The sequence below is a fragment of the Devosia sp. J20-27 genome, assembly GCF_055808595.1.
This window is the reverse complement of sequence record NZ_CM147875.1, coordinates 2,794,136-2,807,836: the sequence shown is the minus strand read 5'-3', so window position 1 is coordinate 2,807,836 and position 13,701 is coordinate 2,794,136. Positions and strand designations below refer to the sequence as shown.

Below are 13,701 nucleotides of genomic sequence, written 5' to 3'. Positions count from 1 at the left end.
CGTCAACCTGTCGCGCGACCAACCGGCAACTGCCACGACTTAAGTAATCGGCCTATGCTTCACTCAAAGCATGGAGTGGTACTATGCCGTTTGATTTCAGCGCAGAGCTGCTGGCCCGGATCCAGTTCGCCTTCACGGTCTCGTTCCACTTCCTGTTTCCGGCATTCTCTATCGGGCTTGCCAGCTTCCTCGCCGTGCTCAACGCGCTGTGGCTGTGGAAGAAGGAACCCGCCTTCCTCAAACTCTTCGAATACTGGAAAACCCCGTTTGCCGTCACCTTCGGCATGGGCGTCGTTTCCGGTATCGTCATGAGCTACCAGTTCGGCACCAACTGGTCGGTATTCTCGGAACGTGTCGGCGCCGTCATCGGGCCGTTGATGGGTTATGAAGTTTTGACCGCCTTCTTCCTCGAGGCTGGTTTCCTCGGCATTGCCCTGTTTGGCCGCAAGCGCGTGGGCGACGGGCTGCATATGTTCGCCGTCGCCATGGTGGCGTTGGGTACGCTGGTCTCGGCCACCTGGATCATCTCGGCGAACAGCTGGATGCAGACGCCCGCCGGCTACGGCATCGGCGCCAACGGCAACTTCGTCCCCGAAGACTGGCTGGCCATCATCTTCAACCCCAGCTTCCCCTACCGCCTCGTGCATACCGTGCTCGCCGCGTTCCTGACGACGGCGTTTGCCGTGGGCGCCGTGGGCGCCTGGCATCTCCTGCGGGAACGCACCAACCGGCAGGCACAGATCATGTTCTCGATGGCCATGTGGATGGCCGCGCTCGTTACGCCGCTGCAGATCCTCGCCGGCGACATGCACGGCCTCAATACGCTCGAGCACCAGCCGGCCAAGATCGCGGCCATGGAAGGTCACTACGAGACGCATGTTGGCGCTCCGCTGATCCTTTTCGGCATTCCCGACGATCAGGCTGAGGAAACCCGCTACGCCATCGAGATCCCCAAGCTCGGCTCACTGATCCTCGCCCACGATCTCAACGCCGAGGTCAAGGGCCTGAAGGCCTTCCCGGCCGACGAACGGCCACCCGCGCTGATCCCGTTCTTTACCTTCCGCATCATGGTTGGCCTAGGCCTTCTGATGCTGGGTGTCGGTCTCTGGTCGCTATGGGCCCGCTGGAAGAAGACGCTCTATGCCAGCCCCTGGCTGCACCGTGCGGCCGTCGCCATGGGCCCCTCCGGCTTCATCGCCGTCCTCGCCGGCTGGTACACCACCGAGGTCGGCCGCCAGCCCTTCACGGTCTATGGCCTGCTGCTCACCTCCGACAGCCTGTCGCCGGTCGCCGCCCCGGCCGTCGGCGCCTCGCTGCTGGCCTTCATCATCGTCTACTTCATCGTCTTTGGCGCCGGCGTCTTCTACCTGTTCCGCCTGTTTGGCCGACGCCCCGAAGGCGACGACGGATCGTCACATGAGGGGCCGCATCGCGCCTCCGGCATCACCCCTGCCCAGCAGATCGAAGACGCGGAGCCCGGCCATGCCCATTGATCTCCCCACCATCTGGGCCGGCCTGATTGCTTTCGCCGTCCTCGCCTATGTCGTCCTCGACGGCTTCGACCTCGGCATCGGCATCCTCTTTCCGCTGTTTCCGGAAGACAGTGATCGCAACATCATGACCAACTCGATTGCCCCTGTCTGGGACGGCAACGAGACCTGGCTGGTGCTGGGCGGCGGCGGCCTCATGGCGGTCTTTCCGCTGGCCTACTCCACTGTCCTGCCGGCGCTCTACATGCCGCTGATCCTGATGCTGCTCGGCCTCATCTTCCGTGGCGTCGCCTTTGAGTTCCGCTTCCGTACCAAGCGCTGGAAGGCTCTTTGGGAATGGGGCTTTGCCGGCGGCTCGACCGTTGCGGCCGTCATGCAGGGCATTGCTCTGGGTGCGCTCGTCCAGGGCATCCAGATCGCCGACCGCAGCTATGCCGGCGGCTGGTGGGACTGGCTGACGCCCTTTTCAATCCTCACCGGCGTAGCGGTCGCCGTCGGTTACGCCCTGCTCGGCGCCACCTGGCTCAACCTCAAGACCACCGGAGCGCTGCAGGAGAAATCGCGCCGCATCGCCCTGATTGCCGGTGTGGCAACTCTGGTCGCCATTGCCGCCGTCAGCCTCTGGACGCCATTCCTGCGGTCGGTCTATTTCGACCGCTGGTTCAGCTTTCCGACCGCCTTCTTTTCGGCTTTGGTCCCGCTGCTGCTCGCCATATGCGCCGCGGCGCTCTGGTGGGGCCTGAACAACGACAGGCACCTGCTGCCGTTCCTCTCGGCCTTGGGCATCTTCGTGCTGAGCTTTGTCGGCATCGGCATCAGCTTCTACCCCTACATCGTGCCGGGCGCCCTCACCATTGCCGAGGCGGCGGCACCGGACTCGTCCCTGAGTTTCCTGCTCGTCGGCGCCCTGGTCCTCGTGCCGATCATCCTCGCCTATACCGGCTACGCTTACTGGGTCTTCCGCGGCAAGGTCGACCCGGAGGAAGGCTACCACTAGATGGCGGCCGGCCCCTCCCTGCCCCGGCGCCTGCTCTGGTTCGTCGCCCTCTGGGCCGCCGGGGTCCTCTGCGTCACCCTCGTCGGCTACGCCATCAAGCTCGCGCTCGGCGCCTGAGCGCCATCCACCGCATCAGTAATGCCATGTAGTGCCGGCCCGGTTTGACTTGGCGGGCCAGACCGCGCGTGCGTGCCGCAAAGGCCTGCTTTTCAACAGCTCCCAGAACTCGGCTCCCGTGCGTCACCGAAAGCGCTTGACGCTCAGTTCACACAAAAACACGCATCAGATCACGTGGTTAACAGCACGCCGATTCGGCTCAGGACTAACCAAACGTTACTTGTCCACTTGTTTTCCACAAAAATCTGTCCCTAAATGACACTCAGATGTTCCATATCGGGACATTGGAGGAGGCCAGAAGCGGCGGCTGCCTCATTGTTTATTTGAGGTAGTAACTATGCGTATTCAGTCCACGTTGGCGTTGGCCCTTGTTGTCAGCCTGCTCTCGACGTCCGCTTCTTTCGCCACCAATCTCTAGCGTTGCCAGAATCTTCCAGAAATTGTGACTCCCAATGACGCACCCGTCAGCCGAACGGGCATCGCCACAACGGGGGTTGGATCAGGCTTCCTTGGCGGCGGCCGGCAGTTGGGACTCTGCTCGAACCCCGAGCACAAATGGCATGACGCCATGCAGGCCAACGGCCTCTGCGCAAGCTCAGGCAATCTCGCCACACTCGCCCAGCCTGTTTCGACCAACAAATTTACCTATGTAACGCTCGACGGCGATGTCCCTGACATCGCCGTGCACCAGACCGGAAAGCTTGACTTGAAGGAGACCGCCAAGGAGACAGCCAAAGCCTCCCTGGCAGCCACCAAGAACGCCCCAGAGAACCAAAATAAGCCCTTCTGGGAGTGGACCCCCCATGTCGTGATCGTCGAAATTGTCGATTGGCATGCACCAGTCCAGGGCAGTTCCTGCCCCTAGGGTTCAAGTACCCCTGTAGCGACGCAAAACCATCAGTTTGAAAGGCTCCCTTCGTGGGGCCTTTCATCGATCGCCCGAGACTCATCGCACGTTATCGGCCAGTCATTGCGCCGGCCTGTCCGCCCCTTGCTCGCACCTGCGACCGCCATGCTGGATTCAGCAATGCGACCCAAAACACGGCTGCTGCAGCTTGCAGCTGGCCCAGCGTATCACGTCACAGAGGCTTGACACCGCTTTCCTGCGGAACTCCCAAGTCACACCAGGCCCTTAGCCTGGCCTCGATTCGGCCGCTGGTTAACTATTCATTACTTGTTCACTTGTTTTCCACAGATTTACGTCCTTAAATGACACGCAGATGTTCCATTTCGGGACATCGGAGGAGGGCGGAAGCGGCGGCCGCCTAGCAACTCTGAGGTAAGTAAGATGCGTAATATGAGTTTGATTGCCGGGGCGGTTGTCGCACTGGGGCTCGTGTCGGTTGCCATCCCGGCGATGGCGGGCGGCTATCACCACCACCATCACGAGAAGACCTACACCTACCAGTCCCCCGGTGGAGCCGGTCCTGACGGTACGACATATTTCGGTACCTGCCTGAATCTGGCGGGCTTCCAGCAAGCGGGCAACGCGGGCGCCGACGGCTTCTGCCTCCCGTTCGGCTCGATCGTTGGCTCCGTCAACGACGCCGGCTACTGCACGACAACCGAGTGGAAGCGGGTACGGGGCGACGGAATCCGCGGCAAGGTCGAAGTTTCGAGCACCTCGCCGGGATCCTGCCCCGAGAAGAAGTCCTGGGGCGGCATGTCCAGGTAATCTGCTTGCGCTAGCTCGATCGGCGCGGAAGAGTTCCCGCGCCGACCGAGGTCCACCGAGGGTTAGGTGAGGCTAGACATCAGCCTCCAGCAGCCACGTAGCACCCGACGCCCGCCGACCTGATCGCCGCACAAATGGCGTTGGCGTTCTCGCTTGATGCCACCGGCAGCCGGACCTCGTAAAACGCTCCGGTCGGCCCCGATCCCACCGTCACCTCAGGTTCGGCATTGTCCATGGCGCCGGCAAAATTGTCCTTGGCATTTTTCAGCGAACGCCAGAGCCGCAGCGATCGTCACTTCGATCTCGCCGCCGCGATTGATCCTAGCGACCATATCGCAGCCGTCATATCTGTCCCCATTTCAGGCCGTCCGGCATCAGTCGCAGCCGCCCCCACAGTGCGAGCGCCGGCCGCAGCGCGATATTTCGCCCCAACCCCTAGATCGAGTAGCTCGACTCCCAGCCGAACAACTGCTCGTAGAGCTCCTCGGCCAGCTCCGCCGGGCCCTTCGTCCGCCCGTCCAGCACAATGTCCGCGTCGGTTGGCGCTTCGTAGGGGCTGGAGACGCCGGTAAAATTCCTGATCTCGCCGGTCCGTGCCCGCTTGTAGAGGCCCTTGGGATCGCGCGCCTCGCACAGCTCGAGCGGCGTATCGACGAACACCTCGCGGAAGGTGATATCGCCCGCCACTTCGCGCGCCAGCCGGCGCTCGTTGCGGAAGGGCGAGATGAACGAGCAGAGGACGATCAGACCGGCATCGGCCATCAGCCGGGCAACTTCGGCGACGCGCCGGATGTTTTCCACCCGCGCCTCGTCGGTGAAGCCAAGGTCCTTGTTGAGCCCGTGCCGCACGTTGTCGCCATCCAGAATGTAGCAATGCCGCCCGTCGGTCGTCAGTCGCTTCTCGATCAGGTTGGCAATCGTCGACTTGCCGGAGCCGGAAAGCCCGGTGAACCAGACGATCGTCGGCTCCTGTCCCTTCATCCGGCCGCGCACCTGCCGGTTCACGTCGAACGACTGGTAGGAGAGATTCTGCGCCCGGCGCAGCCCGAAATCGATCACCCCGGCGCCCAGCGTGGCGTTGGAAATCCGGTCGATCAGGATGAAGGCACCAGTCTGGCCATTCGTCGCATAGCTGTCGAAGACCAGCGGCTTGTCGGTGGCGATGGTCACCGTCCCGACTTCGTTCAGGTCCAGCGTCTTGGCCGGGCTCTGCTCGAGCGTATTGACGTTCGTGCGGAATTTCAGCGACGTGATCGAGGCCGGCACCACCTGCGAGCCGATCTTGAGCAGGTAGGATCGGCCGGGCAACGCCTGCTCCTCGGCCATCCAGACGACCCGCGCCTGGAACTGATTGGAGACTTCGGGCGTCTCGCCCGGATGCGTCAGCACGTCGCCACGCGAGATATCGACTTCCCGGTCGAGCACCACCGTCACGGCCTCGCCGGCAATCGCCTCGCTCTGCTCACCGTCCATAGTGACAATCTGCGCGATCTTGGCCGGCTTGCGTGATGCTGCCACCAGCACGTCGTCACCGACCTTGACGATGCCCGACGCCACCGTCCCCGAGAAACCGCGGAAATCGAGGCTGGCACGGTTCACCCACTGCACCGGGAACCGCATCTGCTGGCTGGTCCGATCGCTCGCCACCTCGATGGTCTCGAGATAGGGCACCAGCGGCAGGCCGGAAAACCAGGGCGTCTGGGTGCTGTTGGTGAGGATGTTGTCGCCGCGCAGGGCCGATACCGGGATGGCCGCCAGCGTCTCGAAGCCCAGATCCTTGGCAAACGCCCGGTATTCCGCTTCGATGGCGTTGAACACATCGGCGTCGTAGTCGACGAGATCGATCTTGTTGACCGCCAGCACCACGTGTTTGACGCCGATCAGGCTCAGGATGAAGCTGTGGCGTCGTGTTTGCGTCAACACGCCCTTGCGCGCATCGATCAGCACGATGCCGAGGTCGGCGTTCGAGGCGCCGGTCGCCATGTTGCGGGTGTATTGCTCGTGGCCCGGCGTATCGGCAACGATGAACTTGCGCTTGTCGGTCGAAAAGAACCGGTAGGCCACATCGATGGTGATGCCCTGCTCGCGTTCGGCCGTCAGCCCGTCCACCAGCAGCGAGAAGTCGATGCCCTCGTCGCCGGTGGTCCGGTTCCAGCTTTCCTTGCGCAGGCTCGCCAGCTGGTCATCGAGGATCAACTGGCTGTCATAGAGCAGCCTGCCGATCAGCGTCGACTTGCCGTCGTCCACCGAGCCACAGGTCAGGAAGCGCAGGAGCCCCTTGTCGGTCTGCTGGCTCAGCCACAGGTCGAGATCGGTATTGGGAGTGGCAATGGCGCTCGCGGTCGTCATCAGAAATACCCCTCCTGCTTCTTTTTTTCCATCGACCCGGCCTGGTCGCTGTCGATCAGCCGGCCCTCGCGCTCCGATGTACGGCTGGCCTGCATTTCCATGATGATCGACGGCAGGTCCGACGCATCGGACCGGATCGCGCCCGTCAGCGGATAGCAGCCAAGCGTCCGGAACCGCACCATGTCCTCGACCGGCGTCTCGCCAGGCTCCAGCGGCATGCGTCCGTCATCGACCATGATCAGCGTTCCCGAGCGCTGCACCACCGGCCGTTTGCGTGCGAAATAGAGGGAAGGGATCTCGATCCCCTCGGAATAGATGTAAGTCCAGATATCGAGCTCGGTCCAGTTGCTGAGCGGGAACACCCGCATGCTCTCGCCCGGCGCCAGCCGCGTATTATAGACGCGCCAGAGTTCCGGGCGCTGGTTCTTCGGGTCCCAGGCATGGCTGGCATTGCGGTGCGAAAAGATGCGCTCCTTGGCGCGGCTCTTTTCCTCGTCACGTCGCGCGCCGCCGATCGCCGCGTCATAGCGCCCGGCGTTCAGCGCTTGCCGCAGCGCCTGTGTCTTCATGATGTCGGTATAGCGCGACGACCCGTGATCGAACGGATTGATATTGTTGGCCTTGCCCTCGGCATTGGTGTGCACCAGCAGCTGGAAGCCGTGCTCTTCCGCCATCCGGTCGCGGAAGCTGATCATTTCCTTGAACTTCCACGTCGTGTCGATGTGCAGCAGCGGAAACGGGATGCGGCTGGGGAAGAACGCCTTGCGCGCCAGGTGCAGCAGGACCGAGGAATCCTTGCCGATCGAGTACATCATCACCGGGCGCTCGAAGCTCGCCGCGACCTCTCGGAATATCTCGATGCTCTCGGATTCGAGGGCCTTGAGGTGGCTGAGCGTGCGCGTCGCGGTCATGCGGCTATGACTTCCAATCGGATCGAAGACCTGCAAATACGCCGTGCAAACGGTGCCAGCAAGACCCGCCCCGGTGCGGAAAAGGTGAACTTTTTCGAAGCTTTGCGCGTACCTACCGGGCACAGCAAACGTGTTCGGCCCCGGCTCCTCCGCTAGGATCGACTGCGCCCACAAGTCCCGAGGAACGGAAAACTATTTCATGGCCAAATCTGCGCTTGTCTGGTTCCGCAATGACCTCCGCATCGCCGACAACCCCGCCCTGAGCGCCGCGATCGACACCGGCCTGCCAGTGCACGCGCTCTATGTCGAAGAAACCGATGAGATCCTCCGCCGGCCCGGCGCTGCCTCGCGGTGGTGGCTGCACCACAGCCTCAAATCGCTCTCGACTGATCTCGCCAGCCTCGGCATCAGCCTCGAAGTCCGCCGCGGCCCTGCCGAGTTAACGGTCTTCGACGCCCTTGCGAGGCACAACGGCGCTGCCATGTTCTGGAACCGTCGCTACGCGCCGGCCCAATGCACTATCGACGCCGCTATCAAGGCACGCTGCCTGGCGAGCGGCATCGGCGCAACCAGTTTTGGCGCCAATGTTCTGGTCGAGCCCTGGGATATCGCAACCGGCCAGGGCAAGCCATATTCGGTCTACACCCCGTTCTGGAACACCCTGCGGCAGAAGCCCATCCCACGGCCCCTGCCCGCGCCAAGGCCGGCCAGCCGACCGGTAACCGAAGTCGAACCGGTCGATGCTGCTTACGAGGAGCCGGCCTGGACCGCAAAGCTGGGCGCACATTGGCAGATCGGCAGCGCCGCTGCCCAGGACAAGCTGGCCGATTTTCTGTCTGACGACATCGTCCACTATCCCGACGGCCGCGATCTTCCCGCCCGCGACGTGACGTCAAGACTGTCGCCGCACCTCGCCTTTGGCGAAGTCTCGCCGCGCCAGCTCTGGCACGCCGCCGAACTGCACGCCCATCGCTCGCCTCGCTCGGCCGGCGCCGTCGAGAAATTCCTCAAGGAGCTGACCTGGCGGGACTTCAATTATCATCAGCTCTATCACCGCGAGGACATCGCGACGGCACCCATGCAGCCAAAGTTCGCCGGGTTCCAGTGGCAGAACGAGGCGGCCGCTCTTGGCGCCTGGCAGCGCGGCCAGACCGGTTTCCCTATCGTCGATGCCGGCATGCGCGAGCTCTGGCAGACTGGCTATATGCACAACCGCGTCCGCATGCTCACCGCGTCACTGCTGACCAAGAACCTGCTGGTCGACTGGCGCAAGGGCGAGGCCTGGTTCTGGGATTGCCTGCTCGACGCCGACATCGCCAACAATCCCGGGAACTGGCAATGGGTCGCCGGATCCGGGCTCGACGCCGCACCCTATTTCCGCATCTTCAATCCGGTCACGCAGGGCGAGCGCTTCGACGGCGACGGTGCCTATGTCCGCCAATGGGTCCCGGAACTGGCGAACCTGCCGGACAAGTTCATTCAGGACCCGGCCGCCGCCCCTGCTGATGTGCTCCGCAAGTCCGGCGTCGCGCTGGGAACCACCTATCCACGGCCCATCGTCGATCTCAAGTCCTCCCGGCAACGGGCGCTGGATGCCTTCCAAGCCCTGTAGCACCAGATATCCGGCACACCTTTCTTCGAAGGTCTGTGCCAAGCACCGGCAGACCGCCCGACAGCTCCGTCGCCGCTCAGCTCAAGGCGGCCGAACGCTTGCCGAACGTGGGCTGCAGCAGCCAGTAGGCGACGGCGCCGAGCACGCAATAGACAGCGTATCCGAAGGCCTGCGCATCCAGATCGATCCCCGCATCGATCAGCACCCCGGCGATCCCCGGCCCCACCGCTGAGGCAGCCACCAGCGCGGCCGAAGCAACGGCGCGAATAGCACCGATATGGGTGGTGCCGTAGATCTCCACCCAGAGCGAACCGACAATCGGGCCCATCATGCCCATGGTCAGGCCGAAACTCACAAAGATCAGCGGGATATAAATCTGCGCGTTCAGCGTCCCGATCAGGATGCAGGCGCCCCCCAGCGGCAGCAGCACGAACGGCATCAGCCGCCACGCACCGAAACGGTCGACCAGGAATCCGGCGAAGACGCTGGTGGTGGCGTTGGTCAGCGACAGGAACGCAAAGGAGGCGGTGAACACCGTCAGGTCCCAGCTCTTGAGATCGGTGAGATGCGCCTGATGGAAGATAAAGAGCGTACCGATGGCCGGTGGCGCCATGATCCCAGGAATGATCGCATAAAACAGCGGATCCTTGAGCACCTTGCCCCGCGTCCAGCCGCCGCCCGTCAACAGGGTCGCGCCCGGCCCGTCCGGGTTCACCTTGCCGCTGGCAATGGCCTTCTTGCCGTCCGGCGGATCGCGCAACAGGAACCAGATGAGCGGCGCAAGCACTGCCAGCAGGACACAGGCCGTCCCGAACCAGACTTCGCGCCAGCCAAACGTCAGGATGGCAATGGTAATGGTGAAGGGCAGCGCCGCCTCGCCGATGGTGAAGCCAAGCCCCGCAAACGACAGTGCCCGGCCACGAAAACGGTTGAACCAGCGTGCCATCGTCGTCATCGCGATATGTGCCAGCATGCCCTGGCCGAAAAACCGCAGGGCCGCCAGTGCCACGACGAGCAGCACCACGTGCCCCAGTCCGGCCATGGCCAGCGCAGTGATCGCCAGTCCGGCAATCGAGATCAACGCCAGCAGCCGCGAACTGAACCGGTCCACCAGCGTGCCCGCCCAGATCAGGCAGAAGGCGCTGGTCAGCGTGGCAATCGTGTAGATGCCGCCGAACTCCCCATGCGACAGCCCGAACGTCTCGCGGATCGACGTATTGAACTGAGCGATGAAATTGGTCTGCCCGGGCATGGTGGACAGGGTCATCGCCGCCCCGCCGAGAATCCACTGCACCTGCCGGGGCGTCAGTTCTGAAAGCGGCGGCGATTTGCGGGAAGTGGACATGCGTGCCGGAACAATGGCGACAACCAGAGCCAGCTGTCGAAGTCAGAGAAATGGTCGAAGGTGCGGAAAGGAGTTTTTGGACCGCCAGGTGACTATGATAGCCGCGGTAGTGGATATGTAAGTACGACTATTTGCCGATGCTCCCGATCCCCAGCCCCTCCTCAGCTCATCTCAAGCCACGTCATTCTCGATTCCACCCCGACCTTGCAGCTTCATGCCCCGGCGCTGCCCTGCTGGAAAACGCCTTACCATTCCGCTGCTTCGGCCTTGGCACGACACCGTCATGACCTTAGTTTCCAGGCTCAAACAGCCACGCTTGGAATTTCATGACCAACCATCGCGACGTCATCTCGGCCATCGGCAACACCCCGCTCATCCGCCTCAACCGCGTCTCCGACGCGACCGGCTGCGATATCTGGGGCAAGGCTGAGTTCCTCAATCCCGGGCAGTCGGTCAAGGACCGGGCGGCGCTCTGGATCATTCGCGATGCCGAAAAGAAGGGCCTGCTGAAGCCGGGTGGCACCATCGTCGAGGGCACGGCCGGCAATACCGGCATCGGCTTGTCCATGGTCGCCAACGCCTTGGGCTACAAGTCGGTCATCGTCATCCCCGAAACCCAGAGTCAGGAAAAGAAGGACGCCCTGACCCTGCTCGGCGCCGAACTCATCCAGGTGCCCGCCAAGCCCTACCGCAATCCCAACAACTACATCCGCATCTCCGGCCGCCTTGCCGACAAGCTGGCGCGGGAGCTGCCCAATGGCGCCGTCTGGGCCAACCAGTTCGATAACGTCGCCAACCGCCAGGCCCATATCGAGTCCACCGGCCCCGAGATCTGGGAACAGACCGGTGGCAAGATCGACGGTTTCATCTGCGCCGTCGGCTCCGGCGGCACGCTCGCCGGCGTCGCCACCGCGCTGCGTGCCAAAAACCCCGATGTCCGGATCGGCCTCGCCGACCCCGAAGGCGCGGCGCTCTATGAGTACTATGCTCACGGTGCGCTCAAATCCGCCGGCAACTCGATCACCGAGGGCATCGGTCAGGGTCGCATCACCGCCAATCTCGAAGGCCTGACCATCGACAATCCCTACCAGATCCCGGACAGCGAAGCCCTGCCCTACGTCTTTGATCTGCTTGAGCACGAAGGCCTCTGCCTCGGCGGCTCATCCGGCATCAATGTCGCCGGCGCGGTCCGCATGGCCCGCGACCTCGGGCCTGGCAAGACCATCGTCACCATCCTCTGCGACTACGGCAATCGCTATCAGTCGAAACTGTTCAACCCCGAATTTCTGAAGTCCAAGGACCTGCCAGTGCCGCATTGGCTGGAGGAAGCGCCGGCTATAGACTGGCAGTCCGTTATCGAGCCCGAGCCTGCTGCATGACCGACTTCGTCTTTCGCGACGATTCCTACGCCACGACCCTCGATGCCACCGTCACGGCGATCACGCCCGAAGGTGGCATCGTCCTCGACAGGACCATCTTCTATGCTGCATCCGGCGGCCAGCCCGCCGACACCGGCCGGATCGAGTGGATCGGTGGCGCGCTGAGCCTTGCCTCTGTCGTCCATCCTGACGGCGACAAGACGGCAATCGTCCATGTCCCGGCGGACGCCGACCATGGCCTGCAAACCGGCCAGTCAGTCACTCTGCATCTCGACTGGGACCGCCGGCTGCGCCTGATGCGCATGCACACCGCCTTGCACCTGCTCTCCGTTGTCTTCCCGTTCCCGGTGACCGGTGGCTCAATTGGCGAAGAAAAAGGCCGCCTCGATTTCGACATGCCCGAAGTGCCGGCCGACCTGCAGGCGCTTGAAGATCAGCTCAACGCCATGGTGGCGGGCCATCACGATGTCACCGCCGAGTGGATCAGTGACGCCGAAATGGCGGCAAACGCCGCTCTGATCAAGACCATGAAGGTGAAACCGCCCATGGGTCAGGGGCGCGTCCGGCTCATTCGCATCGGCGATGTCGACCTGCAGCCCTGCGGCGGCACCCATGTGCGCAACACCCGCGAAATCGGGCCGCTCAAGCTGGGCAAGATCGAAAAGAAGGGCGCCCAGAACCGCCGCGTCAGCCTGCTCTTCGCCTGACGCTACTCGACCGGCGGCGCATAGAGCAGCCCGCCATTGCTCCACAGCGCATTCTGCCCCCGCACCACGGCGGCCCCGGTATCCGGCCCGAAATTGCGGTCGAATATCTCGCCGTAATTGCCGACCTGGCGGATCACGTTGGCCATGAACTTTGGCGGCAGGCCAATACCCGGGCCATAGACGCCCTCGAGCCCCAATAACCTGCGGATCCGGTGCGTCTTGGCCGCCGACAGCGAGCCGATATTGTCCTTGGTGACGCCGGCTTCCTCGGCATCGATCAAGGCGAACAGCGTCCACTGCACGATCTTGAACCACTGGTCGTCGCCCGACCGGACCACCGGCCCGAAGCCGCCCTTGGAAATGCGCTCCGGCAGGATGCGGTGCGTCGCTGGCTCGGGCAGGCTCTTGCGGATGGCGTTGAGCCAGCTCGCCGGCGCCGACACCGCGTTGCACAGACCCGACTGGTAGGCGACGGATAGGTCCTCGCGGTCCTCATAGAGCACCTCCGAGTAGGTCGCCTGCGTGGTAAAAAAGAACTCGCGAATGGCCGCCAGTTCTTCCGGTCCGTCGAGGACGCAGACCCGCACATCGTCGAGTTCGTAGGCCGATACGGCGCCGAGCGACTGCGGCACCATGAAGGCCTGCCCGTCAAAGAAAGAGGTGCCGACATAGTTGGCACCGTACCCCGTGTCGCGCCGCATCGTCCACGGCGCGTTGCGGGCGATCAGGTCTACCTCGCCGGTCTGCAACTGTGCGAACCGGCTGTCGCCTGACAGCGGCACGAACTCCATCTTGGTCGGATCGCCGAATATGGCCACCGCCACTGCGCGGCAAAAATCGACGTCAAACCCCGACCACAGCCCGTCGGCTCCCGCCTGCGCGAAACCCGGTAGTGGATCGCTGGTGGCACAGATGACGTGACCGCGGGACTGCACATCGGCCAGTGTCGGGCCGGCCGGCGCCACGTCCTGCGCCAGCACCTGTGTCCCGGACATCATGGTCATCAAGCACATGGCGGCCAGTGTCCTGGCGCCCGTCAGCGCTGCCCGTCTTCCCTGCACGCAAATCTCCCTGTCGCGCCGGCACTATTTCGGCGGACGGTGCCCGGGTCAAGGCGCC

General features: G+C 63.4%; 11 protein-coding genes. 7 read left to right on the top strand and 4 right to left on the bottom strand.

What is annotated here, in order from left to right; genetic code table 11:
• The first annotated feature begins 83 nt into the window (after positions 1–83).
• From AC0L4C_RS13905 to AC0L4C_RS13890, 4 genes are all read left to right on the top strand, one after another.
• A complete protein-coding gene (locus AC0L4C_RS13905; RefSeq protein ID WP_473400246.1) occupies positions 84–1,493 on the top strand; it encodes a cytochrome ubiquinol oxidase subunit I in 1,410 nt (469 codons plus the stop codon).
• Positions 1,483–2,487, top strand: a complete 1,005-nt coding sequence (gene cydB, locus AC0L4C_RS13900; protein WP_473400244.1) for a cytochrome d ubiquinol oxidase subunit II — start codon at positions 1,483–1,485, stop codon at positions 2,485–2,487. Before AC0L4C_RS13905 ends, cydB begins: the two co-directional genes overlap by 11 nt.
• 685 nt (positions 2,488–3,172) lie before the next feature.
• On the top strand, positions 3,173–3,469 hold the full coding sequence (locus AC0L4C_RS13895; RefSeq protein WP_473400243.1) for a hypothetical protein: 297 nt from the start codon (positions 3,173–3,175) through the stop codon (positions 3,467–3,469).
• Positions 3,470–3,901: 432 nt separating this feature from the next.
• Positions 3,902–4,279, top strand: a complete 378-nt coding sequence (locus tag AC0L4C_RS13890; protein WP_473400242.1) for a hypothetical protein — start codon at positions 3,902–3,904, stop codon at positions 4,277–4,279.
• 435 nt (positions 4,280–4,714) lie between these two features.
• Here the strand turns inward: AC0L4C_RS13890 and cysN are convergent, their stop codons facing one another.
• Both cysN and cysD read right to left on the bottom strand, forming a co-directional pair.
• Positions 4,715–6,628 (bottom strand): sulfate adenylyltransferase subunit CysN, encoded by a 1,914-nt coding sequence (cysN, locus tag AC0L4C_RS13885; protein ID WP_473400241.1) that lies wholly within the window; start codon positions 6,626–6,628, stop codon positions 4,715–4,717.
• Positions 6,628–7,539, bottom strand: coding sequence for a sulfate adenylyltransferase subunit CysD (gene cysD, locus AC0L4C_RS13880; RefSeq protein ID WP_473400240.1), 912 nt, complete (start codon positions 7,537–7,539; stop codon positions 6,628–6,630). Before cysD ends, cysN begins: the two co-directional genes overlap by 1 nt.
• A 199-nt stretch (positions 7,540–7,738) precedes the next feature.
• On the opposite strand from cysD, the gene AC0L4C_RS13875 reads away from it, so the two are divergent.
• The gene (locus AC0L4C_RS13875; RefSeq protein WP_473400238.1) at positions 7,739–9,151 is read left to right on the top strand and encodes a cryptochrome/photolyase family protein; all 1,413 of its coding nucleotides are present in this window, start codon (positions 7,739–7,741) and stop codon (positions 9,149–9,151) included.
• Between the two features lie 76 nt (positions 9,152–9,227).
• Here AC0L4C_RS13875 and AC0L4C_RS13870 read toward each other — a convergent pair whose 3' ends face one another.
• Positions 9,228–10,496: an MFS transporter gene (locus tag AC0L4C_RS13870; protein ID WP_473400237.1), complete on the bottom strand. Its 1,269-nt coding sequence runs from the start codon at positions 10,494–10,496 to the stop codon at positions 9,228–9,230.
• Between the two features lie 326 nt (positions 10,497–10,822).
• Here AC0L4C_RS13870 and AC0L4C_RS13865 point away from each other — a divergent pair, with 326 nt between their 5' ends.
• Together AC0L4C_RS13865 and AC0L4C_RS13860 are read left to right on the top strand one after the other, a co-directional pair.
• The gene (locus tag AC0L4C_RS13865; protein WP_473400236.1) at positions 10,823–11,875 is read left to right on the top strand and encodes a cysteine synthase A; all 1,053 of its coding nucleotides are present in this window, start codon (positions 10,823–10,825) and stop codon (positions 11,873–11,875) included.
• Complete coding sequence (locus AC0L4C_RS13860; protein ID WP_473400235.1) at positions 11,872–12,582, top strand: alanyl-tRNA editing protein; 711 nt, start codon at positions 11,872–11,874, stop codon at positions 12,580–12,582. Before AC0L4C_RS13865 ends, AC0L4C_RS13860 begins: the two co-directional genes overlap by 4 nt.
• 2 nt (positions 12,583–12,584) lie before the next feature.
• On the opposite strand, the gene AC0L4C_RS13855 is transcribed toward AC0L4C_RS13860, so the two are convergent.
• A complete protein-coding gene (locus AC0L4C_RS13855) occupies positions 12,585–13,643 on the bottom strand; it encodes a transporter substrate-binding domain-containing protein (RefSeq protein ID WP_473400234.1) in 1,059 nt (352 codons plus the stop codon).
• Between the last annotated feature and the right edge of the window lie 58 nt (positions 13,644–13,701).

Excerpts from the sequence above, each read along its gene's own strand:
- cydB (WP_473400244.1), top strand. The coding sequence starts at position 1,483 with ATGCCCATTGATCTCCCCACCATCTGGGCCGGCCTGATTGCTTTCGCC.
- cysD (WP_473400240.1), bottom strand. The coding sequence starts at position 7,539 with ATGACCGCGACGCGCACGCTCAGCCACCTCAAGGCCCTCGAATCCGAG.
- AC0L4C_RS13905 (WP_473400246.1), top strand. The coding sequence starts at position 84 with ATGCCGTTTGATTTCAGCGCAGAGCTGCTGGCCCGGATCCAGTTCGCC.
- AC0L4C_RS13895 (WP_473400243.1), top strand. The coding sequence starts at position 3,173 with ATGCAGGCCAACGGCCTCTGCGCAAGCTCAGGCAATCTCGCCACACTC.
- AC0L4C_RS13875 (WP_473400238.1), top strand. The coding sequence starts at position 7,739 with ATGGCCAAATCTGCGCTTGTCTGGTTCCGCAATGACCTCCGCATCGCC.
- cysN (WP_473400241.1), bottom strand. The coding sequence starts at position 6,628 with ATGACGACCGCGAGCGCCATTGCCACTCCCAATACCGATCTCGACCTG.
- AC0L4C_RS13865 (WP_473400236.1), top strand. The coding sequence starts at position 10,823 with ATGACCAACCATCGCGACGTCATCTCGGCCATCGGCAACACCCCGCTC.
- AC0L4C_RS13860 (WP_473400235.1), top strand. The coding sequence starts at position 11,872 with ATGACCGACTTCGTCTTTCGCGACGATTCCTACGCCACGACCCTCGAT.
- AC0L4C_RS13870 (WP_473400237.1), bottom strand. The coding sequence starts at position 10,496 with ATGTCCACTTCCCGCAAATCGCCGCCGCTTTCAGAACTGACGCCCCGG.
- AC0L4C_RS13890 (WP_473400242.1), top strand. The coding sequence starts at position 3,902 with ATGAGTTTGATTGCCGGGGCGGTTGTCGCACTGGGGCTCGTGTCGGTT.